Source organism: Actinomycetota bacterium, from assembly GCA_041658565.1.
GTDB lineage: Bacteria > Actinomycetota > AC-67 > AC-67 > AC-67 > JBAZZY01.
In genome coordinates this window covers 1-14,761 of sequence record JBAZZY010000009.1, presented here as the reverse complement: position 1 = coordinate 14,761, position 14,761 = coordinate 1, and the positions used below count along the sequence as shown (strand labels likewise).

10 protein-coding genes are annotated in these 14,761 nt (G+C 63.4%); 2 read left to right on the top strand and 8 right to left on the bottom strand.

Annotation, left to right across the window (positions count from 1 at the left end; genetic code table 11):
• Positions 1-10 precede the first annotated feature (10 nt).
• From WDA27_06730 to WDA27_06695, 8 genes are all read right to left on the bottom strand, one after another.
• Positions 11-1,186 carry a glycosyltransferase family 1 protein gene (locus tag WDA27_06730; protein ID MFA5890630.1) on the bottom strand — a complete coding sequence of 392 codons (1,176 nt, stop codon included), beginning with the start codon at positions 1,184-1,186 and terminating at the stop codon, positions 11-13.
• A complete protein-coding gene (locus WDA27_06725; GenBank protein MFA5890629.1) occupies positions 1,183-2,676 on the bottom strand; it encodes a hypothetical protein in 1,494 nt (497 codons plus the stop codon). Before WDA27_06725 ends, WDA27_06730 begins: the two co-directional genes overlap by 4 nt.
• Before the next feature lie 212 nt (positions 2,677-2,888).
• Positions 2,889-4,421, bottom strand: coding sequence for an oligosaccharide flippase family protein (locus WDA27_06720; GenBank protein MFA5890628.1), 1,533 nt, complete (start codon positions 4,419-4,421; stop codon positions 2,889-2,891).
• 7 nt (positions 4,422-4,428) lie between these two features.
• Positions 4,429-5,148, bottom strand: coding sequence for a methyltransferase domain-containing protein (locus WDA27_06715; GenBank protein MFA5890627.1), 720 nt, complete (start codon positions 5,146-5,148; stop codon positions 4,429-4,431).
• A 202-nt stretch (positions 5,149-5,350) separates the two neighbouring features.
• Positions 5,351-6,517, bottom strand: coding sequence for a glycosyltransferase (locus WDA27_06710; GenBank protein MFA5890626.1), 1,167 nt, complete (start codon positions 6,515-6,517; stop codon positions 5,351-5,353).
• Positions 6,514-7,539: a glycosyltransferase family 4 protein gene (locus tag WDA27_06705; GenBank protein MFA5890625.1), complete on the bottom strand. Its 1,026-nt coding sequence runs from the start codon at positions 7,537-7,539 to the stop codon at positions 6,514-6,516. Before WDA27_06705 ends, WDA27_06710 begins: the two co-directional genes overlap by 4 nt.
• Positions 7,540-9,453 (bottom strand): nucleoside-diphosphate sugar epimerase/dehydratase, encoded by a 1,914-nt coding sequence (locus WDA27_06700; protein ID MFA5890624.1) that lies wholly within the window; start codon positions 9,451-9,453, stop codon positions 7,540-7,542.
• Positions 9,454-9,715: 262 nt separating this feature from the next.
• A complete protein-coding gene (locus WDA27_06695) occupies positions 9,716-10,669 on the bottom strand; it encodes a GDP-mannose 4,6-dehydratase (protein ID MFA5890623.1) in 954 nt (317 codons plus the stop codon).
• A 243-nt stretch (positions 10,670-10,912) separates the two neighbouring features.
• Here WDA27_06695 and WDA27_06690 point away from each other — a divergent pair, with 243 nt between their 5' ends.
• Both WDA27_06690 and WDA27_06685 read left to right on the top strand, forming a co-directional pair.
• Positions 10,913-12,148, top strand: a complete 1,236-nt coding sequence (locus tag WDA27_06690) for an MFS transporter (GenBank protein ID MFA5890622.1) — start codon at positions 10,913-10,915, stop codon at positions 12,146-12,148.
• Between the two features lie 86 nt (positions 12,149-12,234).
• The coding region (locus WDA27_06685; GenBank protein MFA5890621.1) for a penicillin acylase family protein at positions 12,235-14,761 on the top strand (2,527 nt) is incomplete at its 3' end.

The window sequence follows — 14,761 nt, the reverse complement described above, 5'->3', positions numbered from 1 at the left end:
CGAACCGCCACTACCTGATCCATCGGTGCGCACCTCTCGCGGCGCGACCGGCCGCAGCAGTCCAAGACCGAGCACCGGCTGCCTGGGCCTCCAGCAGGACAGCTTCCGTCTGCTCCGCGGTGCGATCCCAACTGAACTCGCGCGCGCGCCTGCATCCCGCCGTAGCCCATTCCTCACGAGATCTCGGAGAGCCCAGGAGTTCGCGGATAACCTTGGCAGCCGCCGCGTCGTCCCCCGCTGGGAACATCTGTCCTCCCTCTCCGACCACTTCTGGAAGAGATCCAGCTTTGGCAACGACGACGGGAGTCCCCGACGCCATCGCCTCGATGACGGGCAGTCCGAAACCCTCAGCGACCGCTGGGAAGACGAAGCAGGTGCCGCTTCTGTAGAACGCGGGCAAATCCCGTTCTTCGATGAACCCCGGGAACCGCACCCTGTCCCCGATTCCTCCCGAACGCGCGAGACGCGCGAGAGCCTCCGTCTCCGACGACATCTTCCCCGCCAGAATCAGAGCTCCCGCTAAGCTCGGCTCAATGCGCGCGAATGCGCGCACCAGCGTGGCAACATCCTTCTTGCGGTCGAATCCCCCAACGTAGAGCACGCTGCCGGGGGGAATGCCGTAGCGCCGTCGCACCTGGTCGATCGTCGGCTCGGTGCATTGCTCCCCGAACCGATCCTGCGCGGCCTCGTAGACCACTCGCACCCGATTGGAGCCGATTCCAAGCCGTCTGCGTATGCCGTCGGCCGAGTGCCGCGACACGGTGATGATCCGGGTTGCGGCGGCCAGCGTCGTCACATTCGAGTACGCGAAGCGCAGCGCGCTCTTCACAGGACGAGGCGGGACCAGACTGCGATCCCACTCAACAACATCGTGCACGGTCGCGACCGACGGGCAAGGGGAGATGGCCGGAAGCCCCCGGTTCGAAGGGCACAGCAAGACGTCCGCCCTCAGTTTGCCGAGCAGGTGAGGAAGCTTCACTTGCTCGCGAATAATCTCTCGGCCCCCGGCGTAACGAAACACAGGAATCGCCACGCCAGGGTCATCGCGTGAGTCGGTGACACCGAAAACATCAAGGCCGCCGCGCCGCGCCAACGCCGACACCACTTCACGCGTATACCGTGAGAACCCTCGAATCTCTCCTCCGGCGAGACAACGCACGTCCACGGCAACGCGACACGCCCTCACAGAGTCTCCCTGCGGACCTCATGCCGACGCGACGGGAGTCCCGCAGCAACGCGCGGAATCCAAGAACCGGCGACGCGAAACAGCGCGAGTGCGATGACGACTCGAGTTGCGAGAAGAATCGTGTCGCTCTCCATCGTTGCGATGGTGTTCACCATCACCACGTAGAACGCAAGGGCCAGAGGATTATCTCGGTGGCTATCGAACCACTGCCGGCCGGCCCGACATGTGACTCCGAAGCACAGCATTCCCAACATCACCGCAATCACGCCGCCTTGGATATACCAATCCCCGATGAGTCCTGGCTTCTGGTTTGACTGATTGTCAGGTCGCGCACCCCAATACGCCTGTTTGAAGTAGTCGCTGATGTTCGGCATGGGTTTGTTGGTCCAGAACACTCGCGGCACGAAGGTCTGAGCAAGAGTCAGAACCCTCTCCCTCCAGATATACGGTCTTGGATCGGGGGTCTGCGCCACAATTGTTATCAGCGTGTCAGTCCCGTAGAGCCGGTAAATGACATTCCGTGCGGTCTCGCCCAGGTAGCCCCCAAATCCAGGTGCCCGTTCCGACGCGGCAAACACCTGACTCCCCGTTGCGAGCCGGTCCGGAACGCTGAGCATGTTCTCGATCCTCCCGGACTGCGAGGCCGTCTGATCTTCAATTCGCAGCGCCGCAACAAACGGAAAAGCAACGAACAGCGTGAAGATCAAAACGACGACGGTGGCGCGCACGCGCAGCGGTCGCACTCCGTAGTGGAACGCGGTCATGAAGGCCACCGCTACCCACACCCCTTGCGCGCGGAACCCGATCACCGCGAACCCAACCGCGACCAGACACGCATAGAAGACCACCCCGAAGCTGCGGGGCCGGCTTGCGCGGGCGACGTGCATCAGAATCAGCGCCATCCCTGCCCAGCCGAAGATCTGCAGGTTGTCAATGACCGTGTCTAATCCCAGAATCAATCCTCGGCCGGTCACGAGGCGATACGCGGATGCCGAACTCCCCACTACGCCAAGCCCCAGCATGGCGAATCCCCGTCTTCGCCACACCGCGTCTTCCGCCGGCGGCATACCCTCGATAGTCGGCATCAGCCACCTGAGGCCGCGTGACACCGGAAGTGAGAATCCAATCACAAACGCCGCCAAAGCCACCCCTGCGACCGCGATTGACGGGACGAGGAATTCCCCCTGAAACTGCCGCACTAGATGATTGATCTCCAAAGCGTTTCGGCGGGTGGATGCCAGCAGCGCCAGCCCGCGAATCCCGTAGTACACCGCGATTTGAACCGAAACCAGCACAACAGGATGGAAGAAGTCGCGTCGCCCTGAACGCAGGTGCGGCAGCGCGACCAGCACGCAGGCAGCCACTAGCAGCACGCACGACATTGTCGCGAGCGAGCCGGCATTAACGATTTCGGCCACGACAAGTCCCGCCCCAACAACTGCGGTCGATGCCGCCACGATGGGCCCGAACTCGGATGCCCTCCGCTTCACCCCGCCACCCACATCCGAAGGATGCATCTACATCCCCCGCCTGGCATGTTCGACCCGTCGCGAACTCGAAGGCCGGGTTGCCACCCCGAGAGGCGCAAACGACCGCATCCCGCAGCGTGGCATCCAGCGGATCGCCTCAGCCCGCATGTCTACACTCCCCCATGAGCGACCGAACAACCGGGACCCGTGCGTGACGCCAACTCGAAAGACCATCATCCGGCCCCCAGGCCGACCAGCCCGCGGGCGCGACGAACAATTGCCATCCGCTCTTGGGTCGACATTCCCAGCAGGCAGAAGCTCCCCACGTACACAACCAGGGTCGATGAGACCTGGAAGATCAGGGCGGGCCACGAGGGAATTCGAAACCACCCCGAAATCAACGTCGCCCAGGCTGCGGAAGCGCCGACCGCCTGAGCCACCGGCCAGTGGCAGTTCCGGGTGAACTCCAACAACGTCGTGCTCAAGGAGCGGAGGATGGACCGCAGGAACACGCTCTCGAGCACAACGATGGTCAAGGAGATTGCGCCTGCCGCACCCAACAACCCACCGTACGCCGTCATTGGGACTCCCAAGGCGATCACGACAATCGGGTAGGCGATCATCACCTTCCTGAGTGTACGAATCTGGTTCGTCCCCGCCAGAATCATTTGCGCGACCAGGTTCTGGCTCTGGTAGAAGTGCCCAAAAAGCAGAATGACCATAACCCGGTACGAGATCGCGAATGAAGGCCCCATCCACAGCCGAATAAAGTCTCCTCCGAACGCGACAAGACAAACAAGCACCGCCGCGGAACTGGCCATCAGGTACTTCGTAACCTGCAAATAGACAACTCGGATCGTGTCGCGGTCCTTGCGCGCCTCTAGAGCAGCCGCTACCGGCAAGATTGTGCCGATCCAGCTGTGGGTGACGCGCCGCGAGTAATTGCTTAAGCGCCCACCAACTTCATAGGAAGTAACCGCGGAGACTGGGCGGAATACCCCGACGAGCACCCTGTCCGCCTGGTCAAGGACGTAGCCCGCGATCGACGAAACAAACATCACTCCGCTAAAACTCACTATATCTCTGAGCTTTGTCCGGTCGAACCACTTCGCTCGAATCTGCAATGTCGGAAGACGGCGGTAGATCCACCACCGACTCACCGCCCATCCGAATGCAGACAGCCCGAACCCCATCCACACAAGGCTCAACAGCCCGCCGCCGTTCCTGAGCAAGACGACGGTAAGCGCACCCCGCAACAGGTTCGATACAACACTCAGCGCGCTCAGCACGTGATAATCCTCTAGGCCGCATACAAGTGCATTCCAGATCGACATTGGGAATCCAATGGCCGTTTGCAGGCCAACAATCAAGAGCACCGCGCGAAACATCCCGACGTCCCCCGCCGGAATCGTGAACAGACGGTCGGCGACGACCCCCAACAACACGATGGCCAGGCCGAGCATGAGGCCGAGCGCCATGTACAAAACTGTGACGGTGCTCACGACTCGGTTGATCTCGGCGGGTGCGCGTGGGTCGGCAGAGCCCACAAGCTCGGCCGATTTCTTCGTGAGGGTGGGACTCAGACCAACGTCGAGCAAACCCAGATACCCGACCACACCGTTCGCGAGTACCCAAATCCCGAATGCAACCGCCCCCAGGCTACGCACCACGTACGGCATCAACACGAATCCAACGCCCAAGCTTACGACGGTGGCCACGACGGTGGTTGCGACGTTGCGAGAAAGACGATGCCACACGGAAGTCATACGGCCGTCACCGCTGCCGCGCCGGCCCCGGCACGCGAGGCGCGGTGACTCGGCGTGATACCACCAGCACCCCACGCGCATAGTCCGCCTGAAGCACGCCACGGGTAACGACGCGCGCAACCTGAAAGCGGATCCGCTCCTTCAGGCGATCGTTCGGCGAACGCCACGCCACGCGCCTGATCATGCTCTCGAAGCCGTGGCAGTGAAGAAAGGCCGCCAGATCTGCAGCACGATATGCGTGCACGTGGGTCATGTCGGAGGCCCAGATGGTCGAGAGATACTCGGCGTTTGGCGTGCTGATGATAAGTTTGCCGTCCGGCTTCAGCAGCGCGACCACGCGCTCGACAAAGCCGAAGAAGTCAGCAAGCGGGATGTGCTCAATCACTTCAAGCATCATCACCGCATCAAATACACCCGTCGGAACCTCGTCAAGACTGCCGTAGTCGTGAGCAAACTCGGTCGTCGGGTCGAGGGTTTCGTACTGCCCCGCGAAACCACCACCCCGCATCTTCCTCTTGGCCGTGAGGTCTCCCGCACCGAGATCCAGCACACGGTCGCAGCCCTGAATGGCCCCCAGGATCGCCCGGTCGGTGTCGTTGAGTGCCTGCGGGTCGCTCCACCACCGAATCGCAGGCTGGGGCGCCCCCGCATAGGCATCTCGCACGCGAAGGAACGTCCAGTAGTTCTTCTCGAAGAACTCGCGGCCCCGGAGTGTGTCTGCCTTCACGATTGAACCTCTACCAGTTCCGGAGCCAGGATACCCTTGTGCCCCAGGATATCCTTCAGTCCCTCTCGTAGGGATCTCATTTGAACGCTGGGTGACAATCGGCAAATGGACGCGACATCCGCCCGCAGATCCGGCCGATCTAGAGCCGCGGGGAGGCCCGAGAATCCGGCATCCCCAGTCGCAAGCACAGCCTGCCGGTCGCTCACTTCCGCACCCTCCCGGCCTCATAGGCCGCCAGCAGTCGATCAACAGCAGGCGACGGACTGTACTCGCTGGCGATAAGTCGGCGCGCGCGCGCAGCGGTGTCGCGTCGCCTGGCCGCGTCTTCAAGCAGCGCAACCGTAAGGTCGATCAGTTCGGCGTCCGTCTCGCCGCGCGCGTAAACGCCATCCTTCTCGAACGGTTCCAGGCCTTCGAGCCCTTCCCCGTTAGAGACAACCGGAACGCCGTACGCCATTGCTTCTAGTACCTTCACCTTCATGCCGCTACCGCGCGCCGGCGGATACAGCAGTACCCCGATCCGAGAGAAGAACTCTCTCGGGTGAGCCACCTCTCCTAGCAGCTCGGCTCCAGGAACGGGGAAGTGGTTCCCGAGATACTTCTCCGCGTTCCACCCCGCAACCAGGAGACGTGCGGCGGGAACTCGCTCGCGGATCTGCGGCCATAGCGTAGTGAGCACCCGCTCGGCGGCGCTTCTCGACGGATACCAATGCATCGAGCCTATAACTCCAACTACCGGCTCATGCACCACCGGAAAGACCTCGTACATTCGTGGATCGATTGCCATCGGAACGACTTGGACGGACCGGAGACCACTGTTGATCGCACGAACTGCTGTGGCCAGCCGTGGAGTCATCGCCAGGGCCACTTCGGTTCGCGACAGAAGGCGTCTCGTAGCCCGCCCCATCTGCCAGGACGTGACGCGATCGCGAAGACTCATGCCCCTCCGCAACTCCCAATCGATCGTGCCTAGGTAGTGGACATATGGGAAAGCCTCCGTATCATCCTCGAAAGCCCACATCGGATACAGGTGCTCAACATGCACGATGTCAGCACCTGCTCGCTCCTCCGCGATCGCTGCCGCGAGCCCCGACACCCGGGCGAACTCCGAGAATGGCCGACGAAGACTGCGGGCCTTTCGCGCAAGCACCCGCTCGTTGAGCACGAGCGGCACGTGTCGAAATCGAAACCCGTGATCAGCACTGAGCTTCTCAGCCTCGGACACGAGTTCGGACCTCTCCTCTGTGCAGGAAAGACACCCCACATCGATTCCGCGGCGAGAGAGCTCGCTGCAGACGACCCACAACCAGCGCGCATCAGCTGTTCCAAACGGCAACGGGAGACTCGGAGAGAAGATGAACACGTTCATTTAGGGAAGGCCTCTTCTTCCCGGACCCTCAGACCTGCGCAATGATCGACCTTCGAACCCCTCGCAAGACGAGGCAGGCCGGCATACGCAAGCAAGAAGAGGGCAGCGCTCCCAATGGCACATCCGCGCACCACGAGCGATCCCTCAGACGCAATCCGCCCGAGCGCCGCAAGGATGCTCATGAGTCCGCACGCAAGCAGCGTGGTGCGCGGATGGCCCCACCGTGCGGCCAGTCGCTGATAGACATGGGACCTGTGCGGGAGATGAACCGGTTCCCCTCGCAACAGCCGGCTCACGATTGCAAGCGCGCCGTCGAACACGAACAGCACGAACGGAGCCAGAACCGCCGGCGCGCCGAGGCCGCGGGCCACGAGAACCACGGAGCCTGTAGCCAGCCACGCCGCGATACCGTAGCTGCCCGCGTCGCCCATGAAGACCCGGGCGCGTGGGAAGTTCGACGGAAGGAACCCGATCGCGCTGGCCGCGGTGATCGCGCCCAATGTCCGTGCCACATCATCACCGCGGGCCATGCCGAGCAGAATCCAAGCACCGCCCGCCACGATCGTCTGGCCTGCCGCAATACCGTCGATGCCGTCCATGAAATTGAAGATGTTGACGAACCCCACCAGCCACACGGCCGCAAACGCCCCAAACACAATGCCGGTTCCGAGAACATTGGCGACCACTGCCCCGAGTGCGCCCGCGAACACCACTTGCACTGCCAACCGGCGACGCACAGGTACGCCCGCCAGATCCTCTGCGAGTCCTAGTAGGCCGAAAGCAACTGCCGCGGCAACCAAAGTCGCTCGGACACCTGAATCAACCGACGTCGCGAGCGCGGCCCCAGCCACCAACCCGAGCGCCAAGACAACACCCCCGCCGCGCGGAGTTGGGACATCGTGGGAGCTGCGGACTGTCGGGATGTCGAGTACTTCAGCTCTCCGCAACAAGACGGTCGCAATTGGGGTGCAGATCAGCACTGCGATCATGGCGACGGCCGGCACGACGACCTCTTGACCCACCTAGGAAATACCCGCGGGTTCATCCAGGACAACAGCACGCCCGGCCGGGGGCCTGGCTGCGTCCACAAGTTCGAACAAGAGTTGTCTGACGACAGCCTCGTCCGGGAACTCCCGCGCGCACCTCTCCAAGTCCAGAACACGCTCGCGAAAATCCTCGCGAGCCATCGCCGCGCCGGGATGGGTGACCCGATAGATCCGCTCATGTTCGGACGGAACGATGTCGTCGGCAGCGTGCCACAACTCCTCATGCAATTTCTCGCCAGGTCGCAGACCCACGAAGGCGATCTCCGGCACGGGACGGGACCGATCGGCCAGCAGGCTGCGCATCCGTTCAGCCAAGTCAAGGATGCGTACCGGCTCTCCCATGTCGAGGACAAAGGCCTCGCGATCCCGAGCCAGCGCGCCTGCTTGGATGATGAGCGCTCCAGCCTCCTCGATAGTCATGAAGTATCGGCTCGCTTCGGGATGCGTGACGGTGATCGGCCCGCCGCGCCGAATCTGTGCATCAAAGATCGGCACAGCACTCCCCCGACTGCCCAGGACGTTCCCAAACCGAACCGACGCAAACACCGTCGAGGACTCAGCGCTGAGATGTGCGATTGCGAGTTCCGCCACCCGCTTCGTCGCCCCCATTACACTACTCGGCTTCACTGCCTTATCTGTGGACACCAGCACGAACCGTTCAGCGCCATGCATTGCCGCAGCCTCGGCAACGTAACGAGTGCCCGCAACGTTCACCGACACCGCCTCCGACAGATAACGCTCCATCACCGACACATGCTTGCGCGCAGCCGCATGAAACACGACTTGCGGTGAGTGCGCCGCGAATACTCGGTCTAGACCCGGCCGATCGCGGATATCCCCGACCACCAAGTCGATTCGGTCCGGGCCGCCCTCCAGCGCCGAGGCAAGTTCGTCTGCCAAGCAATAGACCCCACTCTCGTCGGAATCGAACAGCACGAGGCGAGATGGCTTGAAGCGAACTGCTTGGCGCGCCAGTTCACTTCCGATGGAACCAGCGGCGCCGGTAACAAGTACGCACCGACCCTCGAGATAGCCGGCGATTTCAGCCGTGTTGATCGCCACCGGTTGTCGCCCAATGAGGTCTGCGACATCAACCTCGCGGATGTCGGCAGCCGTGACGCGACCGCCGACCAGTTCCCTCAGTCCTGGGAGAATCCTCGCCTTGATGCCTGCATCCGCAACACGAAGGAGCACGTCGCGCACGACATGTGGCGACGCCCCCGGCATGGCCACCAACACCGAGTCGGCGCGAGTCCTCACCAGTGCAGATTCCAATTCACGGATGGGTCCCACGACCGTCACGCCGTGGATACGGCGACCCTTCTTGTTTCGATCGTCATCCACGAACCCGACCGGCGTCCAGCAAGCGGTCGGATCACGGAGCATATCCCGCGCAAGCATCTCTCCTGCATTGCCGGCGCCGACGATGAGCACCCGACTGGCGTTTGCCGCAGCCGCCCGACCTGAGCGCAAATACGAAGCCAGCCGATGCGACAGACGCACGGATCCAAGGGCGAGCAAGATGATCGGCCCCGCGATAACAAACACCGACAACGGCACGATATGCCCGTCGGGTTGAGCAAACCGCGCAACGACCAAAAGCCCCGCGCTACCGATCGTCACGGCTTCCGCGAGAAGGAGCAGCTCGCCAACACTAGCGTACTCAGGCAACCCCCTGTAAACGCCACGCAGGAGCCCCGCCGAAACCAACAACAAGACGACGGCAGGTGACATCACTACCAACCCGTGCACGAACCTCGTCGGAACCCGCCCATCAAAACGAAGAACAAGCGCAATCCACACGCTCGCCAACGACAGCATCGAGTCTCTAACAACAAGGGATGCGATCCGACCGGAGTTTGGTCCAACGCGGTTGCGAACGCGACGCATGTTCAAGCTGCCTTCCGATCGCCCGCGGGGTTGCCAGCAGGTGCAGGACTGAGCATGCGTCACCGCCGGGCAACCTGACGCCCACCCTGCCCCAATCAGGACCGATTCAACCGTAGCGACAAGGCGCCTAACTCGCATGTAAGGAAGAAACCGACCCTCTGCGAGCCTAACAACGCACGAGCGCGCAGGTCAAGGGGGTCAGGGGGTCTCGCGTCGGTCGTGCTCTGGGAAGACCTCGCCGTCCGCAGGGAAGAACTGCTCCTCAGACGCGCGCGCGCCAGTAGTCAAGCGTGTCCCTTAACGTCGTCTCGAACGGAATAACGGGCTTCCATCCGGTCGCCTCCGTGAAGCGCGTCACGTCTGCATGCAACACCGGAACATCCGACGGCCGCATACGCTCCGGATCCTGCTTCACCTCGACTTTCGCCGAGGAGAACCCGAGCAGCGCGTCGAGGACGTCACCGATGCGCCAAGCCTTGCCCGATCCGATGTTGTACACCTCACCCGGAATGCACTTCTCGAGCGCGAGCCAATACGCCTTCACAACGTCACGCACATCGGTGTAGTCGCGGTACGCGTCTAGATTGCCGACGTAGATCACCGGCTCTCTCTTGTCGGCCTCGACCTCTGCAATCTGCTTTGCGAAGTTCGAGGTGACGAACACCTCGCCCCGGCGTGGCCCCTCGTGGTTGAATGCGCGCGTCCGAACGATGTGTGTGCCGTAGGACTGGTGGTACTGATACCCCATCATGTCCTGCGCCACCTTGCTGACCGCGTAAGGGGAAAGCGGCCGCAGCGGATTGGTCTCCTTAATCGGCAACTCATCCGGGAAGACCATTCCATACTCCTCGGATGATCCCGCCAGTTGGATGCGGCAGTCCTCAAGACCAACCTGCCGGATCGCCTCGAGCAGGTTGACCTGGCACAGGACGTTCGTCGAAAGCGTCTCGGCGGGAGACGACCATGAAGTCGCGACATAGGACTGTGCAGCCAGGTGGAAGATCCGGTCCGGGCGAAAGTCCGCAATCGCCTTCCGGGCTGCGGTGCCGTCACGAAGATCGGCATCGAACAGATGCACGCGCCCCTTGACGATCTGCAGGTTCTCGTCACGAGAACGCCACCGGTGCGTACCCGCCACCTCGTGACCCAAGTCCAGGCAATACTCGGCCAGGTGACTCCCGACGAACCCCGTCACACCCGTGATGAGAACACGCATACCTATCTCCTCACAAAACTGCCGACGACCGACCGGAGGACCCTATCACCGTCACCAGCTGAACCTCCGCCTGAGGACCTCCGTGCGTCAGCGCGCGCTCTGCACTGCCCGGGCAGGCAATCACGTCTTCAGCGCGCCGGTGATTTCAGCGACTTCCCGGGACGTGCTCCGTTCGGTATCGATAACCACGTCGGAAATCCGGAGAACTCGCCGCGATCTTGCCGCGCGCGTTATCCTGCGCGCGTGGGAATCGCTAGGGAGCCGGCGAGTCGCCCACGCCCGGGGTCCTGGGGCGTGCTTGTTGCGTACGTCATGCTTGTGGCCGCGAGTCACGTGCTTTGGGTTTCGTTCGCGTCGGTCACGCTCGACGCCGCGCACATCTTCAACACGACCGAGATCTCGATCGGCCTGCTCATCTCTATCGGACCGCTGTGTTCGGCATTGCTGTCCATCCCCGCCGGGGCGCTTACCGATCGGTACGGGTACCGCACGCCTCTGCTTTGGGCCGGTGCGGCGACGGCGGTGTTCGGGTTCGCGCGCGCATTCTCGCCCAGCTTTCCGATCCTGCTTGTGCTGACCGTGGGGCTGCTTGTTCCGCAGCCGTTCTTGATCAACGCGGTTGCGGATCTGGTCAACCGCCACTTCCCCGAGGATATGGCGGCTACCGTCACCGGCGTCGGCACGATGTCGATCTTCCTTGGGATCACGATCGGACTCACGGTCACGCCGCCGTTGGTCTCCTCGATGGGGGTACGCGGGTCGCAGTTCGTGTACGCGGGACTTGCGTTAGCCGCGCTGGCCGTGTTCGTCGTTATGGCGCCTGCGCGCGCGCCGGAGCGACTCGTAGACCCGGAGGAACTCCCGATCCGCGAGGCGCTCGGACGCGTATTGCGCTCGCGGACGCTGTGGTATCTGTCGGCGATTCTTCTTTGCGGGTTCGGCTTCTACATCGGCATCACCGCATGGCTCGAAGAGATGTTGCGCCCGCGCGGGATCTCGGCGGCGCGCGCGGGCCTGGTCGCCGGCCTAATCACGATCGCCGGCATCCTCGGGTCGATCACGCTCGGCGCGCTGAGCGACCAGATAAAGAGGCGCAAGCCGTTCCTGATAATGGCGGGGATCGTCGCCGCACCGGCGCTTTGGCTCCTTGGCCACCTCGAGTCGTTCAACATGCTGCTGGTGACCGCGTTCTTCATGGGCTTCTTCCTTCTGGCCGCGCTGCCGGTCGCGATCGCGATCGTGTCCGAGGACGAGAGCCTTGGGCCTCAGGTCGCCGGCACCGCCGTCGGAGTGATCCTGATGGCCGGCAACCTCGGCGGCGTCATCGTCGTCACCATCATGGGCGCGCTCAAACAAGCCAAGGGGAACTTCTCCAGCGGGATCTCGTTCGTCGTGGTCCTCGCGCTCGTGGCGCTTGCAATCGGGCTTGTCACTCCCGAACCCACACGGCGCGCGGCCCCCAGCCCGGCAGACGCATAACGGCGCAACGCGAGATCGCAGCAGGAATCTCGCGAAGCATGTCGAAATACGGGAAACCGGACATCCGGGACCCTCAGGAGGTCGTCATGGTCGCTTCTCGTGTCAAGCGCGCGCTGCTCACCCTCGCCGCGGTCGCGGCGGTGCTCGGCGGCATGCTCCCCGTCGCCGCCGGCGGCGGCCGGGAGATCACGATCGTGCGCGACCGTTTCGGCGTTCCCAATATCTACGCGGCGACCGCCGAGGACGTCTCATACGGTGCCGGCTATGCGCTTGCGCAAGACCGCTTGTGGCAGATGCACGTCTTCAGCCTGGTATCGCACGGGCGGCTTTCGCATCTGTTCGGCTCGCTGGTAGTCGACGGCGACAAGGAACTGCGATTCTGGACCTACACCGCCGAGGAGCGCGCGCGCCGCTTCGCGACCTATCCCGCCGACATCCAGGCGGAAGTGCTCGCCTTTGTCGAGGGCGTGAACGCGTGGATCGCCGAGGTTCGCGCCGACCCGGCCCACAAGCTTCCGCTGGAGTACGCCGAGTACGCAGAGCCGCTCGAGGACTGGACGCTTGATGACTCCATCGCGATGGCCGACTACTTGATCTACACGTTCGGCTCCGGCGGCGGGGCCGAGATCCGCAACCTCGCTCTGCTGCAGGAACTCACCGCGAAGTTCGGGGCCACCGAAGGGCAGGCTGCCTTCAACGATCTGGTCTGGACCAACGACCCCGACGCTCCGCTGTCGATCCCTTCCGACTTCAACTGGCATGAGAACCAGAGTCATGCGCGCGCCGAGGCCGACGCCAAGACGCTCGAATCCGACGCGCGCATCAGCCTGCCCGACAACCAGAAGATCGCCGGACCGGCCCTCGGTGTGCGACCTCTGCGGGGGCTGCGCGACGCGATCAAGACGCCGGTGAGCCCGGCCGTGCTCAAGCAACTCGACGCTCTGCAGAAGGGCCGGGATCAACTCGGAAAGCTCTTCGTCAAGTTCGGCTCGAACGCACAAATCGTCGGCCCGAAGAATTCCGAGACGGGCAATGCGCTTGGCTCGGCTGGTCCACAAGTTGGGCTGTTCGTGCCGCAGGCGCTGTCGGACTTCGGGCTGCATTCCGAGGACGGCAAACTCGATGCGGTCGGGATGACGTTTGCCGGCGCGGGTCCGGCGGTCCTGATCGGCCGGGGACACGGCTTCGAGTGGACGACCACAACCGGCGCGAGCGACATCACCGACACGTTCGTCGAGCAACTCAACCCGGCGAACCCGCACCAGTATCTGTTCAACCCGACGCCGGCGAACCCCGCGACCGCGCGGTGGGAGAACATGGAGTGCCGCACGGAGGCGTACGAGCAAAAGGGCGCTCCCTTCGACTCGCAGGAGATCTGCCGTACTCGCCACGGGCCGATCCTCGCCTTCGACACGGCAAACAACATCGCGTACTCGGTCCGCTACGCGTGGTTCAACCGCGAGGGCGGAACCATGGAGGGCTTCTTCAACGTCAACTCCACGCGCTCCATCGAGGACTTCGCGACCAGCGTCAACCTGCTCGCGTCGAACCACAACATGTTCTACGCGGACGACCAAGGCAACATCGGCTACTGGCACCCGGGCAACTTCCCCGTGAGACCCGCCGGCGACCTGCGTCTGCCCTTCGTGGGAACCGGCGGGCAGGAATGGCTCGGCCTGATGAAGGCGCAAGAGGTTCCGCACGCGGTCCACATCGAGGGAAGCACCGATCCGAACGACTTCCAACGTGAGTGGCTTGCGAACTGGAACAACAAGCCCGCGGCGGACTGGGATCGCGAGAACGGATGGGGAGCAGTGCACGGCGTTCAGGCGCTCCTTGACAACCTCGACCCGAACCACGCTCCCATGCAAGACCCCTGGGGCGGAACCATCAACGGCGATCGCAAAGTCTCCTGGCAGGACCTGAACGCGAACCTTCGCTACGCGGCGTTCCGCGACTTCAACGCGGACTTCTTCCAGCCGTTCCTGCCGTCCGCAGGAACCGACGCGGTGGGAACCGCCGCGCTGGACGTCTGCGGGAACTACAACGGCTTCATCTACGACGACAACGGCGACGGCTACGTCGACTCCGCCTGCTACACCGTCCTGGGACGCTACGTGGGCGACCTTCGGAACGCGGTCTTCGCCGACGACATCCCGAGCCAACTCGGAGCGGTGAACTCAAGCACGACCTGGCACGCGATCAATCCGGCCGCGCGCCTCGCACCCGAGTTCGACTGGCTCAACGACGAGAGCGCGGGGGCCGTGCGCGCGCGCGCCTTCGCAACGACGGTGGCCGCGCTGCGCGAGCAGTTCGGAAACGACGACCCGCGGACGTGGAAGTCGGAGCAACCAACGCAGCACTACACGCGAACGAACACCGGGCTCGCTCCGGACATCGCGCTGGGAATGGCGGGCGTCAAGGGCGGCCAGGTCGGCTACCCGGGCGACACGCCCGACCAGATCCGAATGAACCGCGGTACCTACAACCACCTCGTCGCGTACCTGGACCCGCCGAGCGGCAGCGGGATTCTCGGCGAGAGCCGCGCGGAGTCCGGCAGCGTGATCGCCCCCGGCCAGTCCGACTTCATCAGCCTGACCGGCGAGGAATCAC

What these genes read in the sequence shown, in the direction of transcription:
- WDA27_06700 (MFA5890624.1), bottom strand. Translation starts at nt 9,453, where the DNA reads ATGCGTCGCGTTCGCAACCGCGTTGGACCAAACTCCGGTCGGATCGCA.
- WDA27_06695 (MFA5890623.1), bottom strand. Translation starts at nt 10,669, where the DNA reads ATGCGTGTTCTCATCACGGGTGTGACGGGGTTCGTCGGGAGTCACCTG.
- WDA27_06720 (MFA5890628.1), bottom strand. Translation starts at nt 4,421, where the DNA reads ATGACTTCCGTGTGGCATCGTCTTTCTCGCAACGTCGCAACCACCGTC.
- WDA27_06710 (MFA5890626.1), bottom strand. Translation starts at nt 6,517, where the DNA reads ATGAACGTGTTCATCTTCTCTCCGAGTCTCCCGTTGCCGTTTGGAACA.